Below are 26069 nucleotides of genomic sequence, written 5' to 3'. Positions count from 1 at the left end.
CGAGCCCGGGCCGGCGGGGCGCGCGATGATACGCCGCCGCGCCGGTCCGGCCCGCGGTATCGGGGACGATGCGGCACCTGTCCTCCGGTGCGTCTAACGTTGCGCCGGTGCGACCCGCTCACCCGACCCCTCTGCGCGACCCCGAGGACCTCAAATCCCTCCTCGGCGTCCCCTATACCGCCGAGCAGATCGCCGCCATCACCGCCCCGCTCGAACCCGGCGTCATCGTCGCGGGCGCCGGATCCGGCAAGACCACGGTCATGACCGCACGCGTCGTCTGGCTCGTCGGCACCGGCGCGGTCCGCCCCGACGCCGTCCTCGGCCTCACCTTCACCAACAAGGCGGCCGGCGAACTCGCCGAACGCGTGCGCACCGCCCTCGCCAAGCTCCGCCTCGGCGGCCCCGGACCGCTCGGCCTGCCCGCGGCCGTCGGCCTGCCGCTCGACGACGAGGACGCGGGCGAGCCGACCATCTCCACCTACCACGCCTTCGCCGGGCGACTGCTGTCCGAACACGGCTTGCGCATCGGCCTCGAACCGTCCGCGCGGCTGCTCGCCGACGCCACCCGTTACCAGCTCGCCGCCCGCACCGCGCGCCGCGCGCCCGGGCCGTTCCCGACCCTCACCAAGACCCTGTCCGCGATCACCGCGGACGTGCTGGCGCTCGGCGGCGAGATGACCGAACACCTCGTCCCGGTGGAGGTGTTGCGTGCTTTCGACGTCGCGCTGCTGGCCGACGTCGACGCGCTGCCCAAGCCGTCCGCGGGCGCCAAGAAGGCCGCCGAGGCCGCCCGCAACCGCCTGGACCTCCTGCGGCTCGTGGCCGACTACGCCGACGCCCGCCGGCACCGCGACCTCCTCGACTTCGGCGACCAGATCGCCTACGCCGCGCAACTCGCCGAGGAGCGTCCCGAAGTCGGCCGCATCCTCCGCGACACCTACCGCGTCGTCCTCCTCGACGAGTACCAGGACACCTCGGTCGCGCAACGGCGCCTGCTCTCCGGCCTGTTCGGCATTCCGCACGACACCGACCCGGGCCTCGCCGAAGGCCGCGGCCACCCGGTCACCGCGGTCGGCGACCCCTGCCAGGCCATCTACGGCTGGCGCGGCGCGTCCGTCGCCAACCTCGACGAGTTCCCGGAGCACTTCCCGCGCCGCGACGGCACTCCCGCCCTGCGCTTCTCCCTCGCCGAGAACCGGCGCAGCGGCGGGCGGCTGCTGCGCTTCGCGAACGACCTCGCCGAACCGCTGCGCGCGATGCACGAAGGCGTCGAAGCGCTCCGCCCCGCCGACGGCGCGGAAGGCGACGGCTGGACCCGCTGCGCGTTGCTCGCCACCCACGACGGCGAGATCGCCTGGATCGCCGACCAGGTCCAGCACGTCATCGGCACCCGGTTCCGGCCCGACGGTGCACTGATCGGGCCCGGCGACGTGGCCGTGCTGGCGCGCACCGCAAGCGAGTTCGCGGAAATCCACAAGGCGTTGGTGGAACGCGACATCCCGGTCGAGGTGGTCGGCCTGTCCGGCCTGCTGAACCTTCCCGAGGTCGCCGACCTCGTGGCCGCCTGCGAGGTCCTCGACGACCCCACGGCCAACGCGGCGCTCGTGCGGCTGCTCGTGGGTCCGCGCTGGCGTATCGGTCCGCGCGACCTCGCCTTGCTGGGCCGCCGCGCCGCCGACCTGGTGCGGTTCGAACGCGGCCCCGCGGAAGGCCCCGACGCACGCCTGGAAGAGGCCGTCGCGGGTGTCGACCCCACCGAGGTCGTGTCGCTGTCCGACGCGCTCGCCGATCCCGGTGACGACCACCCGTTCTCGCGTGAGGCCCGGGTGCGCTTCGCGCGCCTCGCCGCCGAGATACGGGAACTGCGCCGACACCTCGGCGAACCGCTCATGGACGTGCTGCACCGGATTCTCGCGGTCACCGGCCTCGAAGTGGAACTGTCCGCGTCGCCCAACGCGCTCGCCGCCCGCCGCCGGGAGACCCTGCACTCCTTCCTGGATGTCGCCGCCGGGTTCGCCGACCTGGACGGCGACCCGTCGCTGACCGCGTTCCTCGCCTTCCTGCGCACGGCCGCGGAGCACGACAAGGGCCTCGACGGGAGCCTGCCGAGCACCGGCGAGGCCGTGCAGGTGCTCACCGCGCACAAGTCCAAAGGCCTCGAATGGGAGGTCGTCGCCGTGCCGGGGCTGGTCACCGGCGGTTTCCCCAGCACGCAGGCGCAGAAGAAGTGGACGGGGAGCGGCGCGACGCTGCCGCACCCGCTGCGCGGCGACAAGGACGGTGTCCCGGAACTCCCGGACCTGACCCCGAAGGGCTTCAAAGCCTTCGACGCCGGCATGAAGGCGCACAAAGCCGTCGAGGAACTCCGCCTCGGATACGTCACGTTCACCCGCCCCAAGCAGCTCCTCGTGGCGTCCGGGCACTGGTGGGGCCGCACCCAGAAGAAGAAGCGCGGCCCGTCGGAGTTCCTCGAGCGCCTTGCCGAGCACTGCGCGGCGGGCCACGGCGAAATCGTCACCTGGACGGACGACCCGGTCGAGGAGAGCAACCCGCACCTGGCGGGCGACGTCGAACAGGCGTGGCCGCTGCCGCTCGACGCGACCGCGCTGGAGGAACGCCGCCGCGCGGCCCGCGACGTGGCGGAGGCGCTCGTGCGCGTGGAGGCGGCGGCTGCCGAAGCCGCCGCGGCGGCCGCGGCGGGGATCGAGCCGGCGCCCGCGACGGCCGGCGACGGCTACACCGACGTGCCGTTCTTCGACGAGCCGCCGGACGACCCGGAGGAGTACCCGCCGCCGCCCGAGGACTGGCCCGACGACGGTGCGGAGCCGGACGGGTGGGAGGACACAGCCGACGAGGGCACGGACTCCGGGACCGACGGGGCCGCCGCCGCGCCGGATGCGGACGCGCCTGCCGACGCGGCCGGCCCCGACGGCGGATCCGGCCCCGCGGCCGGCCTCCCCGCGGCCGGTTCCTCCGGCTTCGGCTTCGACCCGGAGATCGACGTGCTCGGCCTCGGCCCCGCCGACCAGGACCTCGTCGATTCCTGGGACCGCGACCTCGACCGGCTCGTCGAGGAACTGGCCCGCGGGCGGTCAGGGGTGCGCGAAGTCGACCTGCCCGGGTCGCTGTCCGCGTCGCAGCTGCTGCGGCTCGCCTCGGACCCGGACGGGCTGGCCCGCGAACTCGCCCGGCCCATGCCGCGCCCGCCCGCTCCGGCGGCCCGCCGCGGCACCCGGTTCCACGCGTGGATCGAGGCGCAGTTCGGCGAACGCCCGCTGCTGGAGCCCGACGACCTGCCCGGCGCCGCGGACGAGGACATCAGCGACGAGGCCGACCTGGTGGAACTCCAGGAGGCGTTCCTGCGTACGTCGTACGCGCAGCGCGCGCCGTACCGGATAGAAGAGCCGTTCCAGCTCGTGCTGGGCGGCCGCGTGGTGCGCGGCCGTATCGACGCGGTGTACCGGGACGGCGACGGCTTCGAGGTCGTCGACTGGAAGACCGGCCGCGCGCACACCGCCGACCCGCTCCAGCTCGCGGTCTACCGGCTCGCCTGGGCGGACCTCGCCGGTGTGCCCCTCGACCGGGTGACGGCGTCGTTCGTCTACGTGCGCTCCGGCCACGTCATCCGCCCGACCGGTCTCCCGGACCGGGCCGGGATCGAACAGGTACTCGCCGGACCGGCCGACGACGCGGAGGACACCGGGGCGGACTGATCACGGGGTTTTCGAGGTACACGCCCCGACGATGCCAGCACGCAAGCCGGAGCCCCTGCCCGCCGAGCCGCCGGACGTCCCCGAGGACGCCCGGAGCCGGCGCCTGCGCGTGGTCGGCTCGACGCTGCGCCTGCTGCCGTTCGCCGTGATCGTCCTCGTCATCGTGATCGGCTTCAGCACGCCCACCGACGTGCACATCGGGCCGCTGCTCGCGGTCGCCCCGGCCCTCGCCGGCATCACGCCGGGCCCGCGGCGCACCCCGCTGGTCGCCGGGCTGTTCGCCGCGTTGGCGATGATCCTGCTCATTTCGAGCGACCAGAGCCGGGGCAGCGGGGAACCGCTCGTCACGCTGCTGGCGATCCTCATCGTGTCGCTGTCCAGCTGGGTCGGCGTCATCGTGCGCGAGCGGCAGGAACGCATCATCGAGGACGTCCGCAGCGTCGCCGAGGCCGCGCAGAGCGTGCTGCTCAGCCCGGTGCCGCGGCGCATCGGGCCGCTGCGGGTCGGCGTCCGGTACCGGGCCGCGGCGGCACAGGCGCGGATCGGCGGGGACCTGTACGAGGTGATCCTCACCCCGTACGGCGCACGCGCCGTCGTCGGCGACGTGCGCGGCAAGGGCCTCGGTGCGGTGCAGACCGCGGCGGCCGTGCTCAGCGCCTTCCGCGAGGCCGCCTACGAGGAACCCGAGCTGCCCGGCGTGGTGCGCCGTATCGCGGCCAGCATGAGCCGCCGCCTGGAAGCCGACGTGGAGGAGTTCGTCACCCTGGTCCTGGTCGCCTTCCCGGTCGAGGGCGTGGTCGAGGTCGTCAACTGCGGGCACCCCTCGCCGCTGCTGCTGCGCTCCGCCCGTGCGGAGCCCCTCGACCCGCCGTCGCCGGTGCCGCCGCTCGGCATCGTCGATCCGGGACTGTTCGAGATCCCGGTGCTGACCGCGCCGATCCGGCTCGGCGACCGCGTCCTGATGTTCACCGACGGCATCGTGGAGGCCCGCGACCCGCAGGGTGCCTTCTATCCGCTCGCGGAACGCGCCCCCGACGCGCTGCCGGGTGTGGAAGAGACCCTCGACCGGATCGAGCACGACGTCGAACGGCACGTCGGCCGGGCTCTCGAAGACGACGCGGCGATGCTGCTGCTCATGTACGCGCCGCAGGCGGGCACGGCGTCGGAGCCGACGCCGCGCGCGGCGGCCGGGCCCGCCGATTCCGCCGAGCCTGCGGAGCCTGCCGAGCCCGTCGAGTGAGTCCGGTGAGCCGGTCGGGCCGGTCGGGCCGGTCGGCGGTCGGCCGGGTCACAGCTCAAGCTCCACGACCAGCGCGCAGTGGTCCGAGACGCCCATCCGGACGGTCTCGGTGCGGCGCACCGCATCCGGGCCCAGCCCGTGCCCGAAGACGTGGTCGAACTGCACCCGCGGCCGGTACGACGGATACGTCGGCACCCGGGCCAGCGACCGCCACCGCACCCGCTGCCGCCGCGGCCGCGCGGACCCGTTCGCGTCCCGCTCTCGGCGCCCGACGACCGCTTGCGGGATCCGCCCCGGCAGGTTGAAGTCGCCGAGCAGCAGCCGCGGCTGCGGCAGGTCCGCCGAGGACCGGCCGATCCGGGCCAGCTGCGACACGTTCCACCCCGGCACGAACGACAGATGCGCGGCCAGCACGGTCAGCGGCCCGGACGGTCCCTCGACCACCGCGGCCAGCATGGACCGCGGCTCGTCCGGCACCCGGGTCAGCCCCGGACGGCCCTGCACGCGCAGCGGCAGCCCGAACGGCGCCGCCGGGAACCGCCGCGCCCGCCAGCGCAGCACCGGCAGGCGGGAGACCAGGGCGATGCCGTACGACGGGCCGCCGACGCCGTCTTGGTCCGGCCCGTACACGTGCCGCGCCGGGTTCCCGGCATCCGCCAGCCACCCGGACACCGGTGCCGGAACCCCGTGCACCGCGGCCAGGAAGCGCCAGTGCTCGGCCCCGAGCGCCTTGGCCGCCACCGCGGCCTGGTCGGCGCCCTGCGAGCGGGCCTGGTGCCGGTCCACCTCCTGCAGCGCGACGATGTCCGCGTCCAGCGCGGACAAGGCCTCGGCGAGCTGCCCCGGACCGGCCGTACCGTCGTCCAGCGACATGCCGTGCAACACATTGAACGTGGCGACGCGCAGCACCGTCATGCACCGACGGTACGCCGCCCGCCGACCCCGGACACGCCCTCGCGCCGCGATCGTGTAGACCGGATCATGCGGACGGCGTTGTCGCGTGCGTCCGGCACCACCGCGGGACCGACCGGACCCGACAGGACGAGAACGACCCAGGGGAGGGTTTCGTGGGCGATCGCGAACAGACGTTGCCGCTGACCGGCGCCGAGCACGACCGGGCCGCGCACCACCGGCTCGACGAGGCGTGGCTGGCCGCCGCCTGGGAGGCGCCCGAGACCCGCGTCCTGGTCATCGAGCAGGGCAAGGTGCACTGGCGCGACCTCGGCCCGGAGGACGGCGGGCCCGCGCTGGTGCTGCGCGGCACCGCGGACGCCCCGGAAGGCGAGCGCTACTTCCTCGGCGTCGAACCCGACGGCACCGCGCACTTCGCGGTCGCCGCGGCGGCCCTGCCCGAGGTCCCCGACGACGCGGGCATCCAGGTCGGACACCTCTACACACTCGGCTCGGTACTCGGCGACCGCGACGCGGGCCTGCTCGTGCACGCGCTCGGCCTGGAGAACTGGCACCGCACGCACGGCTTCTGCTCGCGCTGCGGACAGCCGAGCGAACCCACCGCGGCCGGGCACGTCCGCAAGTGCACGGTGTGCGCCACCGAGCACTTCCCGCGCACCGACCCCGCGGTGATCATGCTGGTGGTCGACCCGCAGGACCGGGCCCTCCTCGGCCGCCAGCCGAGCTGGCCCGAGAAGCGGTTCTCCACGCTGGCCGGCTTCGTCGAACCGGGCGAGTCGCTGCGCCAGGCCGTGGTGCGGGAGGTGGCGGAGGAGGTCGGCACGCGGGTGGTCGACGTCGCCTACGTCGACAGCCAGCCGTGGCCGTTCCCGTCCAGCCTGATGCTCGGCTTCCACGCCACGGCCGCCGACGACCACGTCAATGTCGATGGCATGGAGATCGCCGAAGCCCGCTGGTTCACCCGCGAGGAACTCGGCGCGGCCGTGGAAGCGGGGGAGATCCTGCTGCCGGGCGGCATCTCGATCTCCCGGCGGCTCGTCGAACTCTGGTACGGGAAGCCGATCGCGGAGTCGAACAAGTGGTAGCCCGCCGCCGTTAGACGCCCCGCCCGCATGCCGCTCGGGACCCCGGAATCCGGGGTCCCGAATCGCATGGTGCGGAGCTGGGCGTCGTGGAGTGGGCCGACGCGGAATGCGGCAGGGCGGAGCCGGGCTCCGTCCGCGTCAGGCCGCGGCTTCCGACACGGCGGCCTTGACCTGGGCCAGGCTCGGGTTGGTCGCGACCCACTGGATGTCGCCGCCGGGACCCGCGAGGACGACCGTCGGGACGGTCTGGTTGCCGCCGTTGACGCTCATCACGTACTCGGCCGCCTGCGCGTCCTGCTCGATGTCGACCTCGGTGTACGCCACGCCCTCGCGCTCCATCTGGCTCTTGAGGCGGCGGCAGTACCCGCACCAGGGGGTGCTGTACATCGTCACGGTGGCCGACATCTCGGGGATCTCCTCTGCTCGGGTGCTGCGGGCGTTCCGCACAACGTACGCCGGATCCGGATTTCTTCCCGCCGCCGGCCCCGCAGCCTGTGGACAACCTCACCCCCGGGAGCGGGCCTGTGGACAACGGCCGGTATGTGACGGAGTCGCCTGAGAGGATGTCCCGGTGATCGACCACTACGGCCCCCCGCCCACCGCCGACGAGGTCCTCGACGCGCTCGACCCCGAGCAGCGCCGGGTGGCCAAGTCCGTCGACGGTGCGGTCTGCGTCCTCGCGGGCGCCGGGACCGGCAAGACGCGGGCGATCACCCACCGCATCGCCTACGGCGTCCTCACCGGCGTCATGCAGCCCGGGCAGACCCTCGCCGTCACCTTCACCGCGCGCGCCGCGGGCGAGATGCGCGGCCGGCTGCGCCAGCTCGGCGTGCCCGGCGTCCAGGCCCGAACCTTCCACGCCGCCGCGCTGCGCCAGCTCCAGTTCTTCTGGCCGCGTACTTACGGCGTGAACGCGCCGCGGCTCGTCGACAGCAAGGTCCCGCTGGTCGCGGAGGCCGTCCAGCACTGCCGGATGCGTGCCGACCGCGCCGAGCTGCGCGACCTCACCGGCGAGATCGAATGGGCCAAGGCCACCCAGGTCGCGCCGGACGACTACGTGGCGCAGGTCGCCGCGTCCGGCCGCAAACCGCCGCGCGACGCGGCGGAGGTCGCCCGCGTGTACGCGGCGTACGAGAAGGCGAAATCCGGCCGCGGCCAGATGGACTTCGAAGACGTCCTGCTGCTGACCATCGGCCTCCTCGACGAACGCCTCGACGTGCGCGAGCAAGTCCAGTCCCAGTACCGGCATTTCACCGTCGACGAGTACCAGGACGTCAACCCGCTCCAGCAGCGGCTCCTCGACCTGTGGACGCAGCACGCGCGCAGCCTGTGCGTGGTCGGCGACGCCAGCCAGACCATCTACTCCTTCACCGGCGCCACGCCGTCCTACCTGCTCGGCTTCCGCCATCGCCACCGCGGCGCCGAAGTCGTCGAGCTGGTGCGGGACTACCGCTCCACCCCGCAGGTCGTGAGGCTGGCGAACCGGCTGCTCACGCATGCCACCGGGGAGGCCGCCAAGCACCGTCTCGAACTCGTGTCGCAGCGCGCCGAAGGCCCCGCGCCCGAGTTCGTCGAGTACGGCGACGAACCGGGCGAGGCCGAGGGCGTTGCGCGGCGCGTCAAGCAGCTCCTCGACCGCGGGGTGCGGGCCGCGGAGATCGCCGTGCTGTTCCGCACCAACTCGCAGTCGGAGGCGTACGAGCAGGCGTTGGCCGACCGCGGCATCCCCTATGTGCTGCGCGGTGCCGAGCGGTTCTTCGAACGTCCCGAGGTGCGGCAGGCCGCCGTGCTGCTGCGCGGCGCGGCCCGCTCGGCGGGGGGAGCCGACGGCGACGGGCTGGCCGCCGAGGTGTCCGCCGTCCTCGCGTCCGGCGGCGGCTGGACACCGGAACCGCCGAGCGGATCCGGGCAGGTCCGCGAGCGCTGGGAGTCCGTCAACGCGCTGGTGCGCCTCGCCGAGGACTTCTCCGCCGGGCGGCCGGAGGCGACCCTGCGCGACTTCGTCGACGAACTCGCCGAACGCGCCAACGCCCAGCACGCCCCCACGGTCGACGGGGTCACGCTCGCGTCGCTGCACGCCGCCAAGGGCCTGGAGTGGGACGCGGTGTTCCTGGTCGGCCTTACCGAGGGCATGTTGCCGATCACCTACGCCGATACCGACGCCAAGATCGAAGAAGAACGCCGCCTCCTCTACGTAGGGATCACCCGGGCGCGCGAGCACCTCGTGCTGTCGTGGGCGCTGTCCCGTTCGCCGGGCGGGCGGGCGCACCGCAAGGCGTCGCGGTTCCTGGACGGGCTGCGCGGCGGATCGGCGTCGTCCGGTGCGTCGCTGTCCGCGGGGCGCGGGCCGGTGAGCCGGGCGGGGGAGCCGTTCACGCCGCGCGAGAAACGCCGCAAGGCCGGACCCGTGCGGTGCCGGGTGTGCGGGCGCGGGTTGGCCGAGGCGGCGGAGCGGAAGTTGGCGCGGTGCCTCGACTGCCCGTCGAACGTCGACGAGGCGATGCTGGAACGGCTGCTGGACTGGCGGCAGGACCGCGCGAGCGAGCTGGGGCAACCGGCCTACTGCGTGTTCACCGATGCGACCGTGACGGCGATCGCCGAAGTGCAGCCGTCGTCGGCGGTGCAGCTGGCGCGGATCGCGGGCGTCAACCGGACCAAGCTGGACCGGTTCGGTGCGGAGGTGCTGGCGCTGGTCGCCGGACGGGATCCGAAGGGCGCGGACGAACCTGCCGAAGAAGTTTTTTCGGTGGCGCCCGAGGACGACGTGCCCGCCCCGCCGGACGACGAGTTCTGATCCGCGGACCGTCTCGGACGGGCCCGGTGAACCGGCTCTGACCTGGGACGTCGATCTTCCGCGCGGGCAGTTCCGGGAGTAACGTGCGAACGCTCCGCAAGGTTCCGGTCACGCGGGAAACAGCCGCATTCCGAGGGACTTCCCTCGAGTGAGAGCGGACACGCGGAAAATAGTTTGCGCATCCTTCCGGACCCGATCTAACCTCACGAGCACGGTCAACGTGTTGACCGTGCTCGGTTGTGAAACCGAGCCGAACACCGCACGTCCAGCACTGCACACCCTGCACCAAGCACAGCAGCACTGCCCACCAGTTTTCCGGAACCGCCCAGTCGGCGGCGCCCCGAGACCCCCGTGGAAGGGAGGCGAACGACATGACGATCAACTTCAAACTCGCAGTTGCCGGTCCTGCCGTCGCCCCGTCCGCGATGTCGGTGCGTTCTGCTGAGCTGGGTTCGCTTCTGCCTGCCTCCGTCCTGAAGCTCGATGGCTTCGCGGTGCGGAACCTGCCCTCGGCGGTCTATGCCGAGACCGATGCCCGTGTGATTACCGACGCCGCCCGTCTCGCGGGTCGCGGCGAAAGCATCGGTCTGGCGCACAGCGTCGAGCAGGCATGGCGGGGCAGCGAGCGCACGACCGTCCTCACGCGCGATGCACGACCGTTGGCATCGAACGTGGCGGCATGTGAGCAGCAGCAGGTCACGGACATGGCACACGCCATGGGATCGACCGGATTTGCCGGTATGCACGGGTACCCGTCCTGGAGGACGCGAACCTGACGACACGTCAGGTCTGCTCTCCAGGGCCGCGGAACCCGTATACACCGGGATCCGCGGCCCTTGTCTTTGCCCTGAAACCCGCCAGGACCGCGCACACGCATGAAGTGGCAGCAATGCCGGCCGAGCCCGCTCGGCGATTCACCAACGAGGAGCACCACGTGCCGTACGACAAGCCGCCAACCGCCGCCGCTCTGGCCGTCCCCGTTCCGGAGGTAGACCTGATGACTTTGACCGCGTTCGACGACATCGACACCGTCGAGGGCACGATCCCGTGCCGCTCCTACGACCCGGAGGTGTTCTTCGCCGAGTCGCCCGCCGACGTCGAGTACGCGAAGGCCCTCTGCCAGGAGTGCCCGGTCCGTGCCGCGTGCCTCCAGGGCGCGCTCGAGCGCCGCGAGCCGTGGGGCGTCTGGGGTGGGGAGCTGTTCATCCAGGGCGTCGTCGTCGCCCGCAAGCGGCCGCGTGGGCGTCCGCGCAAGACCGAGGTCGCCGCGTGAACCCCGCCGATCTCCCCCGCGCATCCCTCGTCCGCCGCAATCGCACCGCAAGCCAGGAACCCATGACCACCTACCAGCCTTCCGCGACCGAGCCGACCTCTGCGCCGGTCGTCGACAGGAGCCGTGACATGCATCTCCTTTACGAAGCCCTCGCAAGAGCACAGATGGAGGAGCGACTACGCGAAGCCGAACTGCACCGCAGGGCCGCCCACGTCCGCGCCGCTCGCAAGATGAAGCGTCGCGCCGAGGTCGCCAGCCTGCGGGCACGGAGGGCCTTGGCCCTCGCGGTCATGCAGTAGTCGCGCCCCGAACCTCGCCACCCGCCCCCTACTGCCGGGGACGGCCGGCGGCACAACCCCGTGATCTCGATGCTCTGCCGCTGTTGATGTGGAGTGTCGGGCGTGCGACGGGGTGACGATCCGCCCTGCGGTCGGTTTTCCGGCTGACGGGGTGGACCGTGCAGGACCGCAGTCGGCTTCGGCTGACCACGGGAGTGGCCGACTCACCTGGCGGCCGGTTTTCCGGCTGACTGGGCGAGCCGTGCCGCACCGTAGTCGGCTTGGGCTGACCGGCGGACCGGCAGGTGAATTACCAGACCGTGCACAGGACTTGCCCGCGGACCCACCGCCGGGTGCCTTTTGGGGCGCCGGGCGGGAGGGTCCGCGTGTGCGTTGGGGGTGGGTGATCGGGCGGGCGGTTCGGGCGGCGGACGGTCCCGGCGCCGTTGCGTCTGTCTGTGCGTGGGGTGGGTCGGGGCGGTGCTCGGTCTGGCGTCGTTGACCGGCCCGTGCGCGTGGCTGACCCGGCGGGCGTGCGCCTGGCTTCGCCGACCGCCGGACCGGTAGGTGAACTAGGCGGCCGCGTGCAGTATTTGCCCGTGGGGCTACCGCCGGGCGGCTTTCGGGGCAGCGGGCGGGCGGTTCCGCGGGTGCGTTTTATACGCCCGGCCGGGTGGAGCCTGTGGGCGCCTCGTCCCGGGCTCGGCTTCGCCGGGCCGCGGTGAACGGCCAGCCTTGCGCCTGCGTTCTGGCTGATCGGTCGGACTGCGCGGGGGCATGCCCTGCTTCGGGCGATCGCCGGTCCGGCCAGTGAACTACAAGGCTGCCCAAAGCGAATTGCCCGCGAACCCGCCGGGCCGGGTGGCCCCGACGGGGCGTCAGTCGGTGGCGTCCTTGGCCTCGACCTCGTCGAACTCCTCGTACTCGTCGAACTCGTCGTCGATTTCGTACTCCAGCTCGGCGAAGCCCGGCAGCCACGTCTCCAGTTCCTCGCGGAACGGGACCTCGGCGTTGAGCTGGCACAGCACGCCGACGGTGCTGAGCGTGACGCGGTGGATCAGCAGGTAGTTCGGCGGCAGGTTGAGCTGGCGCGCCATCACGGACGCGGGGTTGCGCGGGTCGCCGATCCGCGCGCCCTGGATCCGCATCCACGCACGCGTGAACCGGAACCGCTCGACCTGCGCGGGCTCCACCATCGGCAGCAGGTAGTCGAGGACTTCCTGCGCGTCGAGCTCGATCGACGGCTTCACGAAGCCCTCCGTGCGGAGGACCTCCATGACACCGTCGGCCTCGTTGTCGAGCGCGAGCCGCATCGCGGTGCCGATCGGCTCCGGGAGGCCGTCCGGCAGCCGGTTGACGGTGCCGAAGTCGAGGACGCCGAGTCGGCCGTCCGGCAGCAACCGGAAATTGCCCGGGTGCGAGTCGGCGTGCAGCATGCCGGTGCGCACCGGTCCGGAGAACAGGAAGCGGACCAGCAGGTGCCCCGCCTGGTCGCGCTCCTCCTGCGTGCCCTTGTCGATGATGCGGGAGAGCGGGGTGCCCTCCATCCACTCGCTGATCAGCACGCGCTCGGCCTGGAAGACGACGCGCGGGACGTAGATGTCCGGGTCGTTCTCGAACTCGTCCGCGTGGGCCTGCTGGGACTCCGCCTCCAGCTCGTAGTCCAGCTCCTCGGCGACCCGCGCCTTCAGCTCGGCGATCAGCGGCTTGACATCGATCCCGGGAATCAGCGATCCGGCGAAACGCGCGACGTGGCCGAGCTGGTTGAGGTCGGAGATCAGCGCGTCGCCGGCACCCGGGTACTGGATCTTGACGGCCACCTCGCGCCCGTCGTGCCACACGGCGCGGTGCACCTGCCCGATCGACGCGGCGGCGGCCGGCTTGTCGTCGAATTCGAGGAACAGGGAACGCCAGTCCGTACCGAGGTTGTCCGCGAGCGCCTTGTGGATCGTGCGGGCCGGCATCGGCGGCGCGGCATCCTGCAGCTTGGTCAGGGCGGCCCGATAAGGGCCCGCGACCTCCTCGGGCAGCGCGGCCTCGAAGACGGACAGCGCCTGCCCGAGCTTCATGGCGCCGCCCTTGAGCTCGCCCAGCACTTTGAACAGCTGCTGCGCGGTGCGCTGCTGCAACTCGGCAGCGACGATCTCGGCGGGGCGACCGCCGATACGCCGCCCGAGCCCCAGCGTCGCTCTACCCGCGACCCCGAGGGGCAACGAGGCGAGCTTGGCCGTCCGGGTCACTGCCCTGCGCGGAAGATCGCTCACGACATCCATTGTGTCGGACGCCCGAGCCTCCCATACGTGATGGCGCTCACGTGGTCACCCGCGTGGTGGTTGGCGAGGGTGAATTTCCGCACGTGGACGAGGGGAACCGGGCAGCGTGGCCTCGGACAGGAAGGGGCCAGGGAGGGACCGGGAAGGGACCAGGAAGGGATGAGGAAGGGATGAGGAAACGGGGGGCGCGCGCAGACTGGACGTGGTGGGGCGGGGTGACGCGGCGGGGCAGGCCGGGTGGAGACGGGTCAGCTGCTCGGGTCGGTTGGGGACGCGCGGTGGGGGCTGGGGGACAGGTGGAAGCGGTCAGCCGCTCGGGCGCGTCGGGTGCGGAGTGGGTACGGCTGGAGTGCCGCGGCGGACGGGACTGCGTGGGGACTGGGGGTGTGGACCAGGGCGGCCGGCCAGGGCGTCCTCCAGGCCCTGCGGGCGTCCACCGCTGGTCCACCACGCGCGCCCCGACCGTGGCTCGCCGACCGTGGTCGCCGCGCACCCGGGCCAGGTCGCCGCCCTCGGCATCCACGAGCCGTGAGACGGAAACGCGCGGGTCCGGTCGCGCAGGTGCTTCAGCCGACGTCCGCCAGTGGTCTCGTTGTTTCCGTTGCTTCGAAGGCGCCGCAGAGGCAGCTGGGGTGGGGGTGCCAGGTGCGGCGGTGGGGGTGGGCGTCGGGGAGAGGGATCTCGATCGTGGCGCCTTGGGTGGTGGGGGTGTCGCCGTCGAGGTGCATGAGGACCTGGAGGGCGGTGGTGGCGGCGACGGCGGTGGCGAGGACCGTGTCGCACGCGCGGTGCGGGGACGGCTCGACGGCGGCGAGCTGGGCCAGGAGGCGGGGCCAGGCCGGGTCGCGGTCGCGGCGGTGCAGGTCGAGGCAGCGGCTGCACGGGGTCAGGCCGGGTTGTACGAACGGTCCGACCACGCCGGTGGTCTCCCGGGTGTCCGCAAACACGTGCGGGATGCCGTGGGTGCTCAGCTGCGCGGCCAGCCTCGGCTCGGGGCGTCCTTCGGCGACGATCACCGCGGCGTCGGGGGTCCGCCCGCGCGGCAGCGCGCAGCGGACCGCCGGGGCGGTGCGCCGCAGCGCGTCCCGGGCGGCGGCGTCGCGTTTGCGGCGGTCGCCGGTCCACACCACCCCGGCGGGGGTGGCGTCCGACGGGGTGGACGGACGCCGGTCGACGACCTCGACCGTGCCGACGCCCGCGGCGGCCAGCAAAGCGGCGGTCGCGGAGCCGACGCGTCCGCCGCCGTAGACGATCACGGCCGCGGTGGCACGGCGGGCGAGCACTCCGGCGCCGCCGTCCGGCTCGCGGTGCAGCAGGCTCGCGGAGGCGCGGTCGGGGGCCCGCGGATCGTCCGGCGGCACGCGGGCGGCGTCGGCGTTTTCGATGAGCCCTCCGTCGGCGAGGACGCGCAGTAATTCGCGGACGCGTGCCGGGGTCGTCCCGAAGGCGACCGCTTGATCGACCAGCTCGGCGGGTGTGCGGGTGCCGTCGATGCGGTCGACGACCTGCGCGGTCCCCGGATCGAGCCCGGTGAGCATGACGGCCGTCGCCGGGTCGAGCCCGAGCTGGAGCGATTCGCGGTCGCGCCAGAGACGGGCGAGGGCGGGACGCAGACGCGGACGCATGGCGGTCTCCCCGTGGATGCGGACGTGGCTGTGGATGCGGACGTGGCTTGGATGCGGACGTGGATGTGGATGTGGACGTGGCTGAGGGCGGTGGGGCGGATGTTGCGGGCGGTGGAACCGGGGCGAGTGCGGCGTCGCCCGTACGACAACCCTGCCGTGTCCGGAAAATTCGTGCGGAAAGTTATCCACAGGGTGGGGGTTGTCCACAGCCGATGCCCTGGGAGAGTGGACCGGGATCGGCCATGGGTCGAATCGGGACTCATGTGCTGATCGGAATGATCCGCCGAATCACCCTCACAACCAGGTGAAACTTCGCAAAATGCGCGGTTGTCTTTCGGCAACCTGGGGGAATTGGGGACGCGGCCGCGAAGCAACGGCTCGTGGCGTGCGCCGTTGGGTAACGTCTGGTTGTGGCCGCCGATCCCGGGGCCGGGCGCTCCAGCATGCCCGGAAACCCGCACGAGCACGCCGTCGAGATCCGCCGCAGCGCTCGACGGCGGCGAACCGTGTCGGCGTATCGCGACGGCGATCGCACGGTGGTGCTGCTTCCGGCACGGATGTCCGCGGCCGAGGAGCAGCGCTGGGTCGGGATCATGCTCGACCGGCTCGCCGCCCAGGAACGCCGGCGTCGGCCGAGCGACGATGCGCTCGCCCAGCGCGCCCGCGACTTGTCCGAGCGGTACCTCGGCGGCCGGGCGATTCCGGCCAGCGTGCGGTGGGTCGACAACCAGAACACGCGCTGGGGCTCGTGCACGCCGCTCGACGCGTCGATCCGCTTGTCGAGCCGACTCCAGGGCATGCCGCCGTACGTCGTCGACTACGTCCTGCTGCACGAGCTGGCGCACCTGCTCGTGCCGGGTCACGGACCGCGCTTCTGGACGCTGCTCGCCGCATACCCGCGCACCGAACGCGCTCGCGGTTACCTCGAAGGCGTCGCGGCGGCCGGCGGGCTCGACATCTCCGACGACCGCGACGAGGACGATGCGGACGCGGACGCGCCGAGCGACACCGCCGAGCCGTCCGCGGAGCGCGTCGACCAGCCCGACGACCTGATCGAACGCACGGCCACCGACGGGCCGCCCCGCCCCACCCGCAACAGCGCAGCCGCCTCCGGTCGCCCCCGCAAGGGCACCACCGGCCGAACCCCACCGGGCAACCGGGCCTGACGACAGGGCATGGCGACCCGCGCGGTTCAGCGCGCCGGGGCCGGGCGGAGCCGTTGGACCGGCGGCTCGGTACCGGCCGGCGGCCCCGGTAGGCGGGGCGGGGCTGGGCGGGGAGACGGCCAAGCAGGACAGGCGACCAAGGCGAAGTCGCGCCGTCGACACGCACCGACCGCAGCGGGCTCCGCGGCGGCCACGCGCAGCGGGCCCCGAGCGGTGGTTGGGCGGACTGGTCGGGCGCGGACCGGACTGCGCTGGGCGCACTCGCCCCGGCCTGGCCCGGCTGGTCGGCCGACAACGGACTCCGGGTGGCGGCTGAGCCCGGTCGCCGCGGAGCGGGCTGCACCGGGCGCTCCGCCCGGCTTGCTTCGTACGCCCTACCTCCCCCCGCGCGCGAAACGCACCCCCGCCCCGTTCCCCCATCCGGGTGCCATCCGCCCCCGCCCCCGCGCCTCGCGGATGAACGGCTGCTGCACCGCTGCGCTCGTAGGTGGCGCCGTAATACGGTGTGGGCTTGCCCGGTGGCGATTCGGCGTGGTGTCTTGCGGGGTTTGCCCGGGTTTGGGCGGGGGTTGCGGCCGTCGTGTGGAACCGGAGTAGCCGCGCCCACGTCGGGAGTCGACGGGGAGACAACAAGGCCGAGGGACCGGGTTCGGCCGGGGTCGATGTGTTGTAGCGTGCCGTGCGCGGTGAGGGGTCATGCCCGGGTGGGCCCCTTCCGGCAGGAAGGGAGCCACGAGGTGGTCGAGTTCAGGAAGGGTCAGAAGGCAAAGCTTGCCGATCTGACACCGGGAACCGATCTGTACGTCGGCCTGCGGCTGGATGCCCCCGGCCTGACGTTCGACATCAGCTGCTTCGGACTGGATGCGAACGACCGGTTGTCCGACGACCGGTACTTCGTCTTCTTCAACCAGCCGAAGTCCCCCGAAGAGTCGATTCAGCTGCTCGGCGCGCAAGCGGGCGACCAGGAGTCGTTCCGGGTGACGCTCGACCGGGTGCCGCCGCAGATCGGGAAGCTCGCGTTCACCGCGACGCTCGACGGCCAGGGCCAGATGTCGCAGGTCGCGTCCGGGTACATCCGGATCGCCGTCGGCGGCCAGGAAGTCGTCCGCTACGCGTTCACCGGTACCGAGTTCAGCACCGAGCGCGCCGTCATGATCGCCGACATCTACCGCAAGGAGCCGAACGTCTGGCGGTTCGCCGCGGTCGGCCAGGGCTTCGACGGCGGGCTCAAGGCGCTGCTGGAGAACTTCGGCGGCGAGGCGATGGAGGACGAGGACGACGGCAAGGGCGACCCGCAGGGCGGATTCGCTCCGCCGCCCCAGGCCTCCGCGCCGTCGTTCGGGCCGCCTCCGGGCGCCCCCGCGCCGCAGCCCAACCCGTCCTTCGGCCCGCCGCCCGGTGCCCCGCAGCCGGTGCCCGCGCACTCCGCGCCGCCGATGCAGCCGCCCGGGCAGTTCCCCGGCCAGGCTCCGCCGCCGGGCCAGTTCCCCCCGCCGGGAATGCCACAGCCGGGCATGCCCCAGCCGGGCATGCAGCCCCCCGGTATGCCCCAGACCGGTTTCCCGCCGCCCGGCAGCCAGCCCGGCATGATGCCGCAGGGCCAGATGGCGCCCCCCGCGCCGATGCCCGTGCCGCAGCAGGGCGGCATGCCCGGCCAGTTCCCGCCGCCTCCCGGTATGCCGCAGCCCGGTTACCCGCCGCCCGGCGGCCAGCCCGGCATGCCGCAGCCCGGAATGCCCGCGCCGGGCATGGGTGCGCCGATGGGCACCCCGGGGATGCCCCAGGCTCCGGCCGGCGGCGACCAGACCTACGCCTACGGCCTCCAGCAGTTCGCCGAGGTCCAAGGCCAGGCCCGCTGGACGCAGCAGAACCCGAAGATGGTCAAGGTCCTCGTCGGCAACGGCCCCAAGGTGATCGCCCGCCAGGGCAGCATGGTCGCCTACCAGGGCAAGGTCGACTTCAAGTTCCAGGGCCAGCGCATGCGCGACCGGTTCGAGAACCGGATGACCGGCCAGTCCCTCGAACTCATGCGCGTCGAAGGTGACGGCGAGGTCTTCCTCGCCGAGCAGTCCGCCGACCTGCACATCGTCGAGCTGGGCGGCAACCGCCTCTGCGTGAACGCGGCGAACCTCCTGGCCTGGGACGAAGGCCTCACGCTCGAGCCGCGCCGCATCGAAGGCCAGGGCATTCCGGGCGGCGGCCTCTTCGTGCAGACCATCTCCGGCAACGGCGCGGTGATCGTCAAGACCAAGGGCCACCCGCTGGTCCTCCCGGTGGCGCCGGGCGCACCGACGTTCGCGGACACCAACGCGATCGTCGCGTGGACGGACGGCATGCAGGTCTCGACGAGCACCGCCGTACGCGTGCGGCGCACCGCCTACCCGGGCCACAGCGGCGAGACCGTGTCGCTGCAATTCCGCGGTATGCAGGGGCACTTCATCGTCGTCCAGCCGTACGAAGTGTGAGGGAACGATGGATCAGCAGATGATCGCGGCGTACGGCCAGACCGCCCCGTCCGCACGTATGCAGCCGCACGGCAACAAGATCTGCCGTGTCGCCCTCCAGCAGGGCTACGACCTGATGGCCAAGCAGGGCTCGATGATCGCCTACACGGGCTTCATCACCTTCGAGCCGTGGCGGGACTCGCGCAGCCAGCGCATGATGGGCTCCGTCGTCGGCGAGCGCCTCGGCCTCATGAAGTGCACCGGGCAGGGCGACCTCTACCTCGCGGACTACGGCGCCGACGTGGTGATGATGCAGCTCAACAACGACGGGATCTCGGTCAACGCGGCCAACGTCCTGGCGTTCGACGCGCAGCTCGAGCACAAGATCGAGAGCATCTCCGGCCTGGTCAACAAGTTCAGCGGCAACGGGATGTTCAACATCGCCATCCGCGGCACCGGCTGGGTGGCGATCACCACGCAGGGCACGCCCGTCGTGCTGAACCCGGGGGAGCGCGAGACCTGCGTCGACCCCGACGCGCTGGTCGCCTGGTCGACCGGGCTGCGGGTGAAGAGCAAGCGCTCGGCGCGCCTGGGCGCGCTGGTCGGCCGCGGCACCGGCGAGGCCATGCAGGTCGCGTTCACCGGGGCGGGCTACGTCGTCGTTCAGCCGTCGGAAGACTCGACCGACCGCTTCCACTTCCGCGGCTGAGCAGGGGAGACCGAAGTGCAGAGTTCGTTGTTCGCCAACGCGGAGATCCAGACGCAGGAGCGCTGGGCCCTGCAGAACAAGCACATGCTGCGGGTCGCGCTCGGCGGCCAGTCCCGCGAAGTCCTGGCCCGCAAGGGCACGATGGTCGCGTTCACCGGCGGCGTCGACTTCGACGGCCACCTGCAGACCGGCGGCGAGCGCCGGGCCGCGGGCATGACCGGTGAGCAGCTCAACCTGATGCGGTGCTTCGGCGCGGGCACGGTGTTCCTCGCGAACCTCGCCCAGTCGGTGCACATCATCGACTTGCAGAACACCGGCCTGACCGTCGACGGCCAGTACGTCCTGGCCCTCGACGCGACGCTGAGCTGGAACGTCGTGGCGATCGAGAGCGAGCAGCAGATCGCCGGCGTCGGCAGCTACCAGCTGGAGATCGGCGGCACCGGCAAGCTCGCCGTGATGACCTCGGGAGCACCCCTGGTCATGCCGGTCACTCCGCACCAGGAGGTCTTCGCCGACGCGGACGCCGTCGTCGCGTGGAGCAGCAGCCTGGTGCCGCGCATGGAATCCCAGGTGACCTCGCAGCGCGTGTGGAGCCGCCGCGGCGGCACCGGCGAAGGCTGGAACCTGAGCTTCCAGGGCGAGGGCTACGTCCTCGTGCAGCCGAGCGAGCTGCTGCCGCCCGTGGAGTTCACGATGCCGGGCGGCTTCCTCGCCAACCGCGGCATGGGGCAGCAGGGCGGGATGCGCGGGAACACCTGGGGCAGCTGAGCCGCGCAGAGCACATACCGAGGGGCGCGTCCGAGTTCTCGGACGCGCCCCTCGGGCGTTCTCGGTGGGCCCGGCCGTCGGCCGGGCCCGCGGGCGTCAGCCGGCCAGTTCCGCGGCCTGGGTCACCAGGCGGCGCACCGCGTCGTCGGTCTGCTCCGGCAGCGCGCCGAACGCGAACCACCGCAGGTCCAGCGACTCCGCACTGATCTCCGGCACCGCGTCGGACGGTGCGATCACCGCGTACTGCACGTCGTAGTGGACGCTCCACGCGTTCGGCCCGCCGCAGCGCACATCGTGCCGGTCCAGCCGCACCGGGTCCGGTAGCAGCTCCAGCCCGGCGATCCCGGACTCCTCGGTCGCCTCGCGCAGCGCCGCGGCCGCCAGCGACGCGTCGCCGGCTTCGAGATGGCCGCCGGTCTGCAGCCACAGGCCGACCTTCGGGTGCAGGGTGAGCAGCACGCGGCCCGCCGCCGGGTCGATGATCGCGGCGCTGGCCGTCACATGGCCTTCGCGCCGCACCCGGTACGTGCCGTCCGGGTAGGCGGCCAGATGCGCGAGATAGGCGTCGCGCAGCCGTGCCTGGTCGTCGTCGGGCGCGTCCCAGCCGGACAGCACCCGCACGGTGTCGCCGTGCAGGGCGTCGGGCAGCTGGGCGCCGAGGCGCGTGGCCGGAGCGCCGGTGGAAGCGCCGCCGGGAACGCCGCTCCGGGAGTCGGGCAGGCTCACGCGGAACCGTCCTTCGGGCCGTCCTCGCCGCCCTTGCCTTCCTTGCCGCTCTGGCCGCCGGCCTCGTCCGTGCCGCCGGGGGCGTCCGGCTTGTCGTCCGACTCCCCGCGGCCCTTCTTCTCCAGCGCTTCCAAGTCCGCGTCCAACTGTGCCGTCAGGCCCGACAGGTCGAGTTCCTCGCGGTGCACGAAGCCGTCCGGGTCGTCCAGGTCCGAGGCGGTCGGCAGCATGTCCGGGTGCGCCCACAGCGCGTCGCGGCCCTCGATGCCGCGCGCGTCGGCGAGCGACGCCCACAGCCGGGACGCGTCGCGCAGCCGCCGCGGCCGCATCTCCAGACCGACCAGCGTGGCGAACGTCTGCTCGGCGGGGCCGCCGGTCGCCCGGCGCCGCCGCAGCGTCTCGCGCAGCGCGGCCGCGGACGGCAGGCGCGGCGCCGCCGCACTGTGCACGACCGCGTCCACCCAGCCCTCGACCAGCGCCAGCGCCGTCTCCAGACGGGCCAGCGCGGCCTTCTGCTCGGGTGTCTCCTCGGGCTCGAACAGGCCCTGCGTGAACGCCTCCTGGAGCGCCTCCGGGTTCGTGGGGTCGATCCGGCCCGCGGCCTCTTCCAGACGGCTCATGTCGACCTTGATGCCGCGCGCGTACGCCTCGACCGCGCCGAACAGGTGCCGACGGAGCCACGGCACGTGCGCGAACAGCCGCTGGTGCGCGGCCTCGCGCAGCGCCAGGTACAGCCGCACCTCGTCCTGCGGCAGGCCCAGGCCCTCGCCGAACGCGGCCAGGTTCGCTGGCAGCAGCGCCGCCCGTCCGGCCGGGCCCAGCGGCAGGCCGACGTCCGCCGACCCGACGACCTCGCCCGCCAGCGCGCCGAGCGCCTGGCCGACCTGGGCGCCGAACATCGCGCCGCCCATGCCGCGCATCATGCCCATCAGCGGCCCGGCCATCTGCTGCATCTCGTCGGGCATCATCTCGCCCATGGCGCTGACCACCCGGGTCGCCAGCGGCTCGACCAGGTCGCGCCACTGCGGCAGGGTCGCCTCGATCCACTCCGCGCGGCTCCACGCCAGCACCGTCGACGCGCCGGACGGCAGCGGCGTCGCCTCGTCCAGCCACAGCTCGGCCAGCCGCATCGACTCCTCGACCTCGGTCCGCTCGACCCGGCCGACGCTCGCGTCCCCGCGCTGCGCGATGGTCTGGCGTGCGATGTCCTTGGCGAGGTCCCAGTTCACCGGGCCGCCCTCGTAGGAGAGCAGTTTGCCGAGCTGCTGGAACGCGGCGCCCAGGTCGGCGGGGTTCATCTGGCCGAAAAGCGCGCCGAACGGGTTGTTCGGGTCGCCGAACGGGTCGAACCCGCCGGGGCCCACCGGACCGGATCCGCCCGGTCCCCCCGCACCGCCGGAACCCGAGCCGGGACCGCCGAATCCGATGCCGCGGGAACTTCCCGACCCGCCCGACGCGTCCGAGGAATCGTCCGAGTCGTTGCGATCGGGATCGTCCCCGCCGCCGGAAGGTTTGCCGAAACCGAAGGGGAAGTCACCCATGACAACCTCCATGCCGACCCCCGGTGGGGGTGTGGGGGCGGCGGCCTGCGGGGACCACTGCGCCTCGTTCGAGCTGCCCGCGGGCAGCGGCCGACCGGCCGCGTCGGCGCGTAATCGCGCCTCGCTTGCTGGTCATGGCCACACCTCGGGCAGGATGGATTGCGGATGTTGCGTCGCGTGCGAACGAACCGAACGCGTACTCCTCAGTAAACGTAGGCGAGCCGCACGTACCAAACTAACCACGGGAGGCGCCGAGTGAGTTCCCAGCCTCCGCACGTTCGCTCTGGGCGGAGTGGGCGCGACGAGCAGGCCGGGGCTCCGGCCGAGACGCCTCAGGAGGACGACATCGAGACGCCCCGACGCGGCCCGGGCCCGAGCAAACGCCCCGTCGTCGCGGTCACCGGCGCGGCATCCGGACTCGGCCACCGGGTAGCCCTGCTGCTCGCCGAGAACGAGCAGGTCAAACGGCTGGTCGCGATCGACGAGCGGCGCGGCGACATCCCCGGCGCGCAGTGGCGGATCATGGACGTCCGCGACCCGGCGCTGGCCGGCCGGCTCGACGGCGTCGACGTCGTCCTGCACCTCGCGCTCGACCTGTCCCTCGACTCCGAGCCGCGCGCCCGCGGAGCCCGGAACGTCCGCGGCACGCAGACCGTGCTGACCGCCGCCGCCGCGGCCGGCGTGCCCCGGGTCGTGCTGTGCACGTCCGCCATGGTCTACGGAGCGCTGCCCGAGAACGAGACCCCGCTCGACGAGGACGCGCCGCTCAAGGCGACCGCCGACGCCTCCCTGGTCGGCGACCTGCTGGAGATCGAGGAACTCGCCGCCCGCGCGCCCCGCGCGCACCGCGCCCTCAACGTCACCGTGGTGCGGCCCGCGACCCTGGTCGGCGGCCCGGAAGCCGACTCGGTGCTGACCAGGCACTTCGAGGCGCCGCGGCTGCTGGTGGTCTCCGGCAGCCGCCCGCAGTGGCAGTTCTGCCACGTCGACGACCTGGCGTCCGCGCTGGTCTACGCGGCGCTCGGCAAGGTCGAGGGCGTCGTCACGGTCGGCTGCGAGGGCTGGCTGGAGCAGGAGGAGATCGAGGAGCTGTCCGGCATGCGCCGCATGGAACTGCCCGCGTCCCTCGCGCTCGGCACCGCGGAGCGCCTGCACCGCCTCGGCCTCACGCCCGCACCCGCCGGCGACCTCGCGTACACGATGCACGGCTGGGTCGTGCCCTCGACGCGGCTGCGCGACGCGGGCTGGCGGCCGCTGTGGACGAACGAGCTGGCATTCGCGAGCCTCCTGGAGGACGTCGCCGGGCGCCACGCGCTCGTCGCCCGCCGCCTCGGACGCAAGGACGCCACCACGCTCGGCGCGGCCGGCGCGACCGTCGCGCTCATCGGCACCGCGGCGATCGTGCGCAAGGTCCGCAAACGCCGCGGCATCTGACCGGCGGCTCCGGCCGTCGGCGCGGGCCGGCAGTTCCGGCCGGGCGGTGTCCGGGGGATACTGCGCCGCATGGCAGCCGAAACAACCGAATCGACCGAAACAGGTGCCGGGATGGTTCCGGACGTGATCCGCTTGGCGGAGATCCGAGAGACGCCGCTGTCCGTGGACGAGGTGTTCGCCGCGGTCGGCGACGCCGCGGCGGGCGGCACCGCGCTGTTCGTCGGCACGGTCCGCGACCACGACCACGGCCACCACGTGACCGCGCTGGAGTACTCCGCGCACCCGAGTGCCGCCGACGAGCTGCGCCGCGTCGCGGAGAAGGTGGCGGCCGACTATCCCGTTCGCGCGCTCGCCGCGGTGCACCGGGTCGGTTCGCTGGAGATCGGCGACCTCGCGGTGGTCGTCGCGGTGTCGTGCCCGCACCGGGGCGAGGCGTTCGAGGCATGCCGCAAGCTGATCGACACCCTCAAGCACGAGGTGCCGATCTGGAAGCACCAGCACTTCGCGGACGGCACGTCGGAGTGGGTCGGGGCCTGCTGACGGAACCATCCGTCGCTGATGGAGCGTCAGATCCACCGGGGGCGGGTCGGCGGGCATCCCGCCGCCGCACTGCCCACCACCCAACACCCCGCCGAACTCCTCGCCGGGTTAAGCGGATCGGGTGAAGGCCTCCCTTGCGGGAATGCACCCATCCATCCGAATAGATACGATTAACGCACTAATCCGTGGACTTTTGGGCGGGGGTGCGTCGTGGCCTCGATCGCATGGTGGTGGGCCATTCCGGCGGCGGCATTGATCCTCGCGGTCCTGTGGGCCGCGTGGCATACCCGCACCCGCAGAGCGCCCGGAATGCGCGAGACCACGGAGCATTTCGCGCAGTACCAGGCGGTCCTCACCAGGGTGGTCGAGTCCGGTGACGGCAGCCCGGCCCGGCACAACCCGAACGGCCCCCAGGGCGTAGCTACCGCACGGCGTGACGTGCCGTAGTGTCGCCACCATGTCGCGTCGAACTGCCTCGCTGATCATCTCCGGGCTGCTGTTCATAGCCATGGCGTTGGCCGCGACCCTGACGTCGGTGCCGTACGGGGAACTCACCCCCGGCCCCACCGTCAACACCCTGGGCCCCTACCGCGGCAAGCCCGTGATCGAGGTCTCCGGCGCACCGACGTACCCGGCCTCCGGGCACCTCAACATGACCACCGTTTCGGTCACCAGCAAGGGCTACAACATGCCCTTGCTGTCCGCGTTCATCGGCTGGGTCAAGGGCGACGCCGACGTCGTGCCGAAGAAGTCCCTCTACCCCGACGACAAGACCGAGAAGGAAGTCGAGCAGGAGAACGCCGAGGAGTTCACCTCGTCGCAGGAGCACGCGAAGGTCGCCGCGTTCCACCAGCTCGGCATCCCCGTCGAGGAGCAGGTCATCGTCGGCAAGGTGGCCAAGGACATGCCCGCCACCGGCAAGCTGCACGCGGGCGACATCATCGTCGGCATCGACGGCACACCGATCAAGACCCCCGAAGACGTCGCCGCCGCCATCACCAAGCACAAGGCCGGCGACACCGTCGTCTTCGTCGTCGACCCGGTCGACGCCCGCGGCACGCAGCGCACCGTCGAGGTCGGCACCGTCGCGGCCCCCGACGACGGCCGCGCCCTCGTCGGCATCACCCCCGGCACCCTGCCGAAGTTCCCGTTCCAGGTGACGATCCACCTCGAGGACGTCGGCGGCCCCAGCGCCGGACTCATGTTCGCCCTGGGCATCGTCGACATCCTCAGCCCCGGCGACCTCACCGGCGGCAAGTTCGTCGCGGGCACCGGCACGATCGACGACGACGGCAGCGTCGGCCCGATCGGCGGCGTCACGATGAAGACCATCGCGGCCCGGGACGCGGGCGCCAAGTACTTCCTGACGCCCAAGGGCAACTGCGCGGAGGCCGCCAAGGAACGGCCCGGCGGCCTCACCCTCGTCCAGGTCGACTCGCTCCAGGACGCGGTCAAGGCGCTCGACGTCATCCGCACCGGGCAGGGCACGCTCACCGAGTGCAAGGCCGGCTGAACCCGGCACCGAGCAGACGAACGGCCCGGTCCCCT

The 26069-nt window shown here is 72.7% G+C and carries 20 protein-coding genes and 1 pseudogene; 15 read left to right on the top strand and 6 right to left on the bottom strand.

Going from position 1 to position 26069, the window contains the following annotated elements; translation table 11 throughout:
- Positions 1-68 precede the first annotated feature (68 nt).
- Both ACPA54_RS25075 and ACPA54_RS25070 read left to right on the top strand, forming a co-directional pair.
- Complete coding sequence (locus ACPA54_RS25075; protein WP_423533322.1) at positions 69-3713, top strand: ATP-dependent helicase; 3645 nt, start codon at positions 69-71, stop codon at positions 3711-3713.
- Between the two features lie 31 nt (positions 3714-3744).
- A complete protein-coding gene (locus ACPA54_RS25070) occupies positions 3745-4953 on the top strand; it encodes a PP2C family protein-serine/threonine phosphatase (protein ID WP_423533320.1) in 1209 nt (402 codons plus the stop codon).
- Positions 4954-5001: 48 nt separating this feature from the next.
- Here the strand turns inward: ACPA54_RS25070 and ACPA54_RS25065 are convergent, their stop codons facing one another.
- Positions 5002-5868 carry an endonuclease/exonuclease/phosphatase family protein gene (locus tag ACPA54_RS25065; protein ID WP_423533318.1) on the bottom strand — a complete coding sequence of 289 codons (867 nt, stop codon included), beginning with the start codon at positions 5866-5868 and terminating at the stop codon, positions 5002-5004.
- A gap of 152 nt (positions 5869-6020) precedes the next feature.
- Between ACPA54_RS25065 and nudC the strand changes: the two genes are divergently transcribed.
- A complete protein-coding gene (gene nudC, locus ACPA54_RS25060) occupies positions 6021-6950 on the top strand; it encodes an NAD(+) diphosphatase (RefSeq protein WP_423533316.1) in 930 nt (309 codons plus the stop codon).
- A 138-nt stretch (positions 6951-7088) separates the two neighbouring features.
- Here nudC and ACPA54_RS25055 read toward each other — a convergent pair whose 3' ends face one another.
- Positions 7089-7355, bottom strand: coding sequence for a mycoredoxin (locus ACPA54_RS25055; RefSeq protein WP_345673831.1), 267 nt, complete (start codon positions 7353-7355; stop codon positions 7089-7091).
- Between the two features lie 166 nt (positions 7356-7521).
- Here ACPA54_RS25055 and ACPA54_RS25050 point away from each other — a divergent pair, with 166 nt between their 5' ends.
- The 4 genes from ACPA54_RS25050 to ACPA54_RS25035 all read left to right on the top strand — a co-directional run bounded on the left by ACPA54_RS25050 (position 7522) and on the right by ACPA54_RS25035 (position 11316).
- The gene (locus ACPA54_RS25050; RefSeq protein WP_423533313.1) at positions 7522-9744 is read left to right on the top strand and encodes an ATP-dependent DNA helicase UvrD2; all 2223 of its coding nucleotides are present in this window, start codon (positions 7522-7524) and stop codon (positions 9742-9744) included.
- Between the two features lie 371 nt (positions 9745-10115).
- Complete coding sequence (locus tag ACPA54_RS25045) at positions 10116-10520, top strand: hypothetical protein (RefSeq protein ID WP_423533311.1); 405 nt, start codon at positions 10116-10118, stop codon at positions 10518-10520.
- A gap of 113 nt (positions 10521-10633) precedes the next feature.
- Positions 10634-11017 (top strand): WhiB family transcriptional regulator, encoded by a 384-nt coding sequence (locus ACPA54_RS25040; protein WP_423533309.1) that lies wholly within the window; start codon positions 10634-10636, stop codon positions 11015-11017.
- Positions 11018-11079: 62 nt separating this feature from the next.
- A complete protein-coding gene (locus tag ACPA54_RS25035; RefSeq protein ID WP_345673835.1) occupies positions 11080-11316 on the top strand; it encodes a hypothetical protein in 237 nt (78 codons plus the stop codon).
- Between the two features lie 857 nt (positions 11317-12173).
- Here ACPA54_RS25035 and ACPA54_RS25030 read toward each other — a convergent pair.
- A complete protein-coding gene (locus tag ACPA54_RS25030; RefSeq protein ID WP_423533306.1) occupies positions 12174-13559 on the bottom strand; it encodes an ABC1 kinase family protein in 1386 nt (461 codons plus the stop codon).
- A 575-nt stretch (positions 13560-14134) separates the two neighbouring features.
- A complete protein-coding gene (locus ACPA54_RS25025; RefSeq protein WP_423533304.1) occupies positions 14135-15193 on the bottom strand; it encodes a ThiF family adenylyltransferase in 1059 nt (352 codons plus the stop codon).
- A gap of 443 nt (positions 15194-15636) precedes the next feature.
- Between ACPA54_RS25025 and ACPA54_RS25020 the strand changes: the two are divergent.
- The 4 genes and pseudogenes from ACPA54_RS25020 to ACPA54_RS25005 form a co-directional block, all read left to right on the top strand.
- Positions 15637-16147 (top strand): annotated as a pseudogene (locus ACPA54_RS25020) (M48 metallopeptidase family protein); the annotation flags it as partial.
- A gap of 949 nt (positions 16148-17096) precedes the next feature.
- A complete protein-coding gene (locus ACPA54_RS25015; RefSeq protein WP_423533303.1) occupies positions 17097-18824 on the top strand; it encodes a TerD family protein in 1728 nt (575 codons plus the stop codon).
- 7 nt (positions 18825-18831) lie between these two features.
- Positions 18832-19512, top strand: a complete 681-nt coding sequence (locus tag ACPA54_RS25010; RefSeq protein WP_423533301.1) for an AIM24 family protein — start codon at positions 18832-18834, stop codon at positions 19510-19512.
- A 15-nt stretch (positions 19513-19527) separates the two neighbouring features.
- Complete coding sequence (locus ACPA54_RS25005) at positions 19528-20280, top strand: AIM24 family protein (RefSeq protein WP_423533299.1); 753 nt, start codon at positions 19528-19530, stop codon at positions 20278-20280.
- 96 nt (positions 20281-20376) lie between these two features.
- Here the strand turns inward: ACPA54_RS25005 and ACPA54_RS25000 are convergent, their stop codons facing one another.
- Entirely contained in the window at positions 20377-20928 is a 552-nt protein-coding gene (locus tag ACPA54_RS25000) for an NUDIX hydrolase (RefSeq protein ID WP_423533464.1), read from the bottom strand.
- Between the two features lie 74 nt (positions 20929-21002).
- Complete coding sequence (locus ACPA54_RS24995) at positions 21003-22547, bottom strand: zinc-dependent metalloprotease (RefSeq protein WP_423533297.1); 1545 nt, start codon at positions 22545-22547, stop codon at positions 21003-21005.
- 345 nt (positions 22548-22892) lie between these two features.
- Here ACPA54_RS24995 and ACPA54_RS24990 point away from each other — a divergent pair, with 345 nt between their 5' ends.
- The 4 genes from ACPA54_RS24990 to ACPA54_RS24975 all read left to right on the top strand — a co-directional run bounded on the left by ACPA54_RS24990 (position 22893) and on the right by ACPA54_RS24975 (position 26034).
- Positions 22893-23981: an NAD-dependent epimerase/dehydratase family protein gene (locus ACPA54_RS24990; protein ID WP_423533462.1), complete on the top strand. Its 1089-nt coding sequence runs from the start codon at positions 22893-22895 to the stop codon at positions 23979-23981.
- Between the two features lie 69 nt (positions 23982-24050).
- Complete coding sequence (locus ACPA54_RS24985; RefSeq protein ID WP_345673842.1) at positions 24051-24521, top strand: molybdenum cofactor biosynthesis protein MoaE; 471 nt, start codon at positions 24051-24053, stop codon at positions 24519-24521.
- Between the two features lie 210 nt (positions 24522-24731).
- On the top strand, positions 24732-24968 hold the full coding sequence (locus ACPA54_RS24980) for a hypothetical protein (RefSeq protein WP_423533295.1): 237 nt from the start codon (positions 24732-24734) through the stop codon (positions 24966-24968).
- A gap of 10 nt (positions 24969-24978) precedes the next feature.
- Positions 24979-26034 (top strand): YlbL family protein, encoded by a 1056-nt coding sequence (locus ACPA54_RS24975; protein ID WP_423533293.1) that lies wholly within the window; start codon positions 24979-24981, stop codon positions 26032-26034.
- Positions 26035-26069 lie beyond the last annotated feature (35 nt).

Source organism: Uniformispora flossi (assembly GCF_049534875.1).
Lineage (GTDB): Bacteria > Actinomycetota > Actinomycetes > Streptomycetales > Streptomycetaceae > Yinghuangia > Yinghuangia aomiensis.
This window is presented reverse-complemented; position numbering and strand designations above follow the sequence as displayed.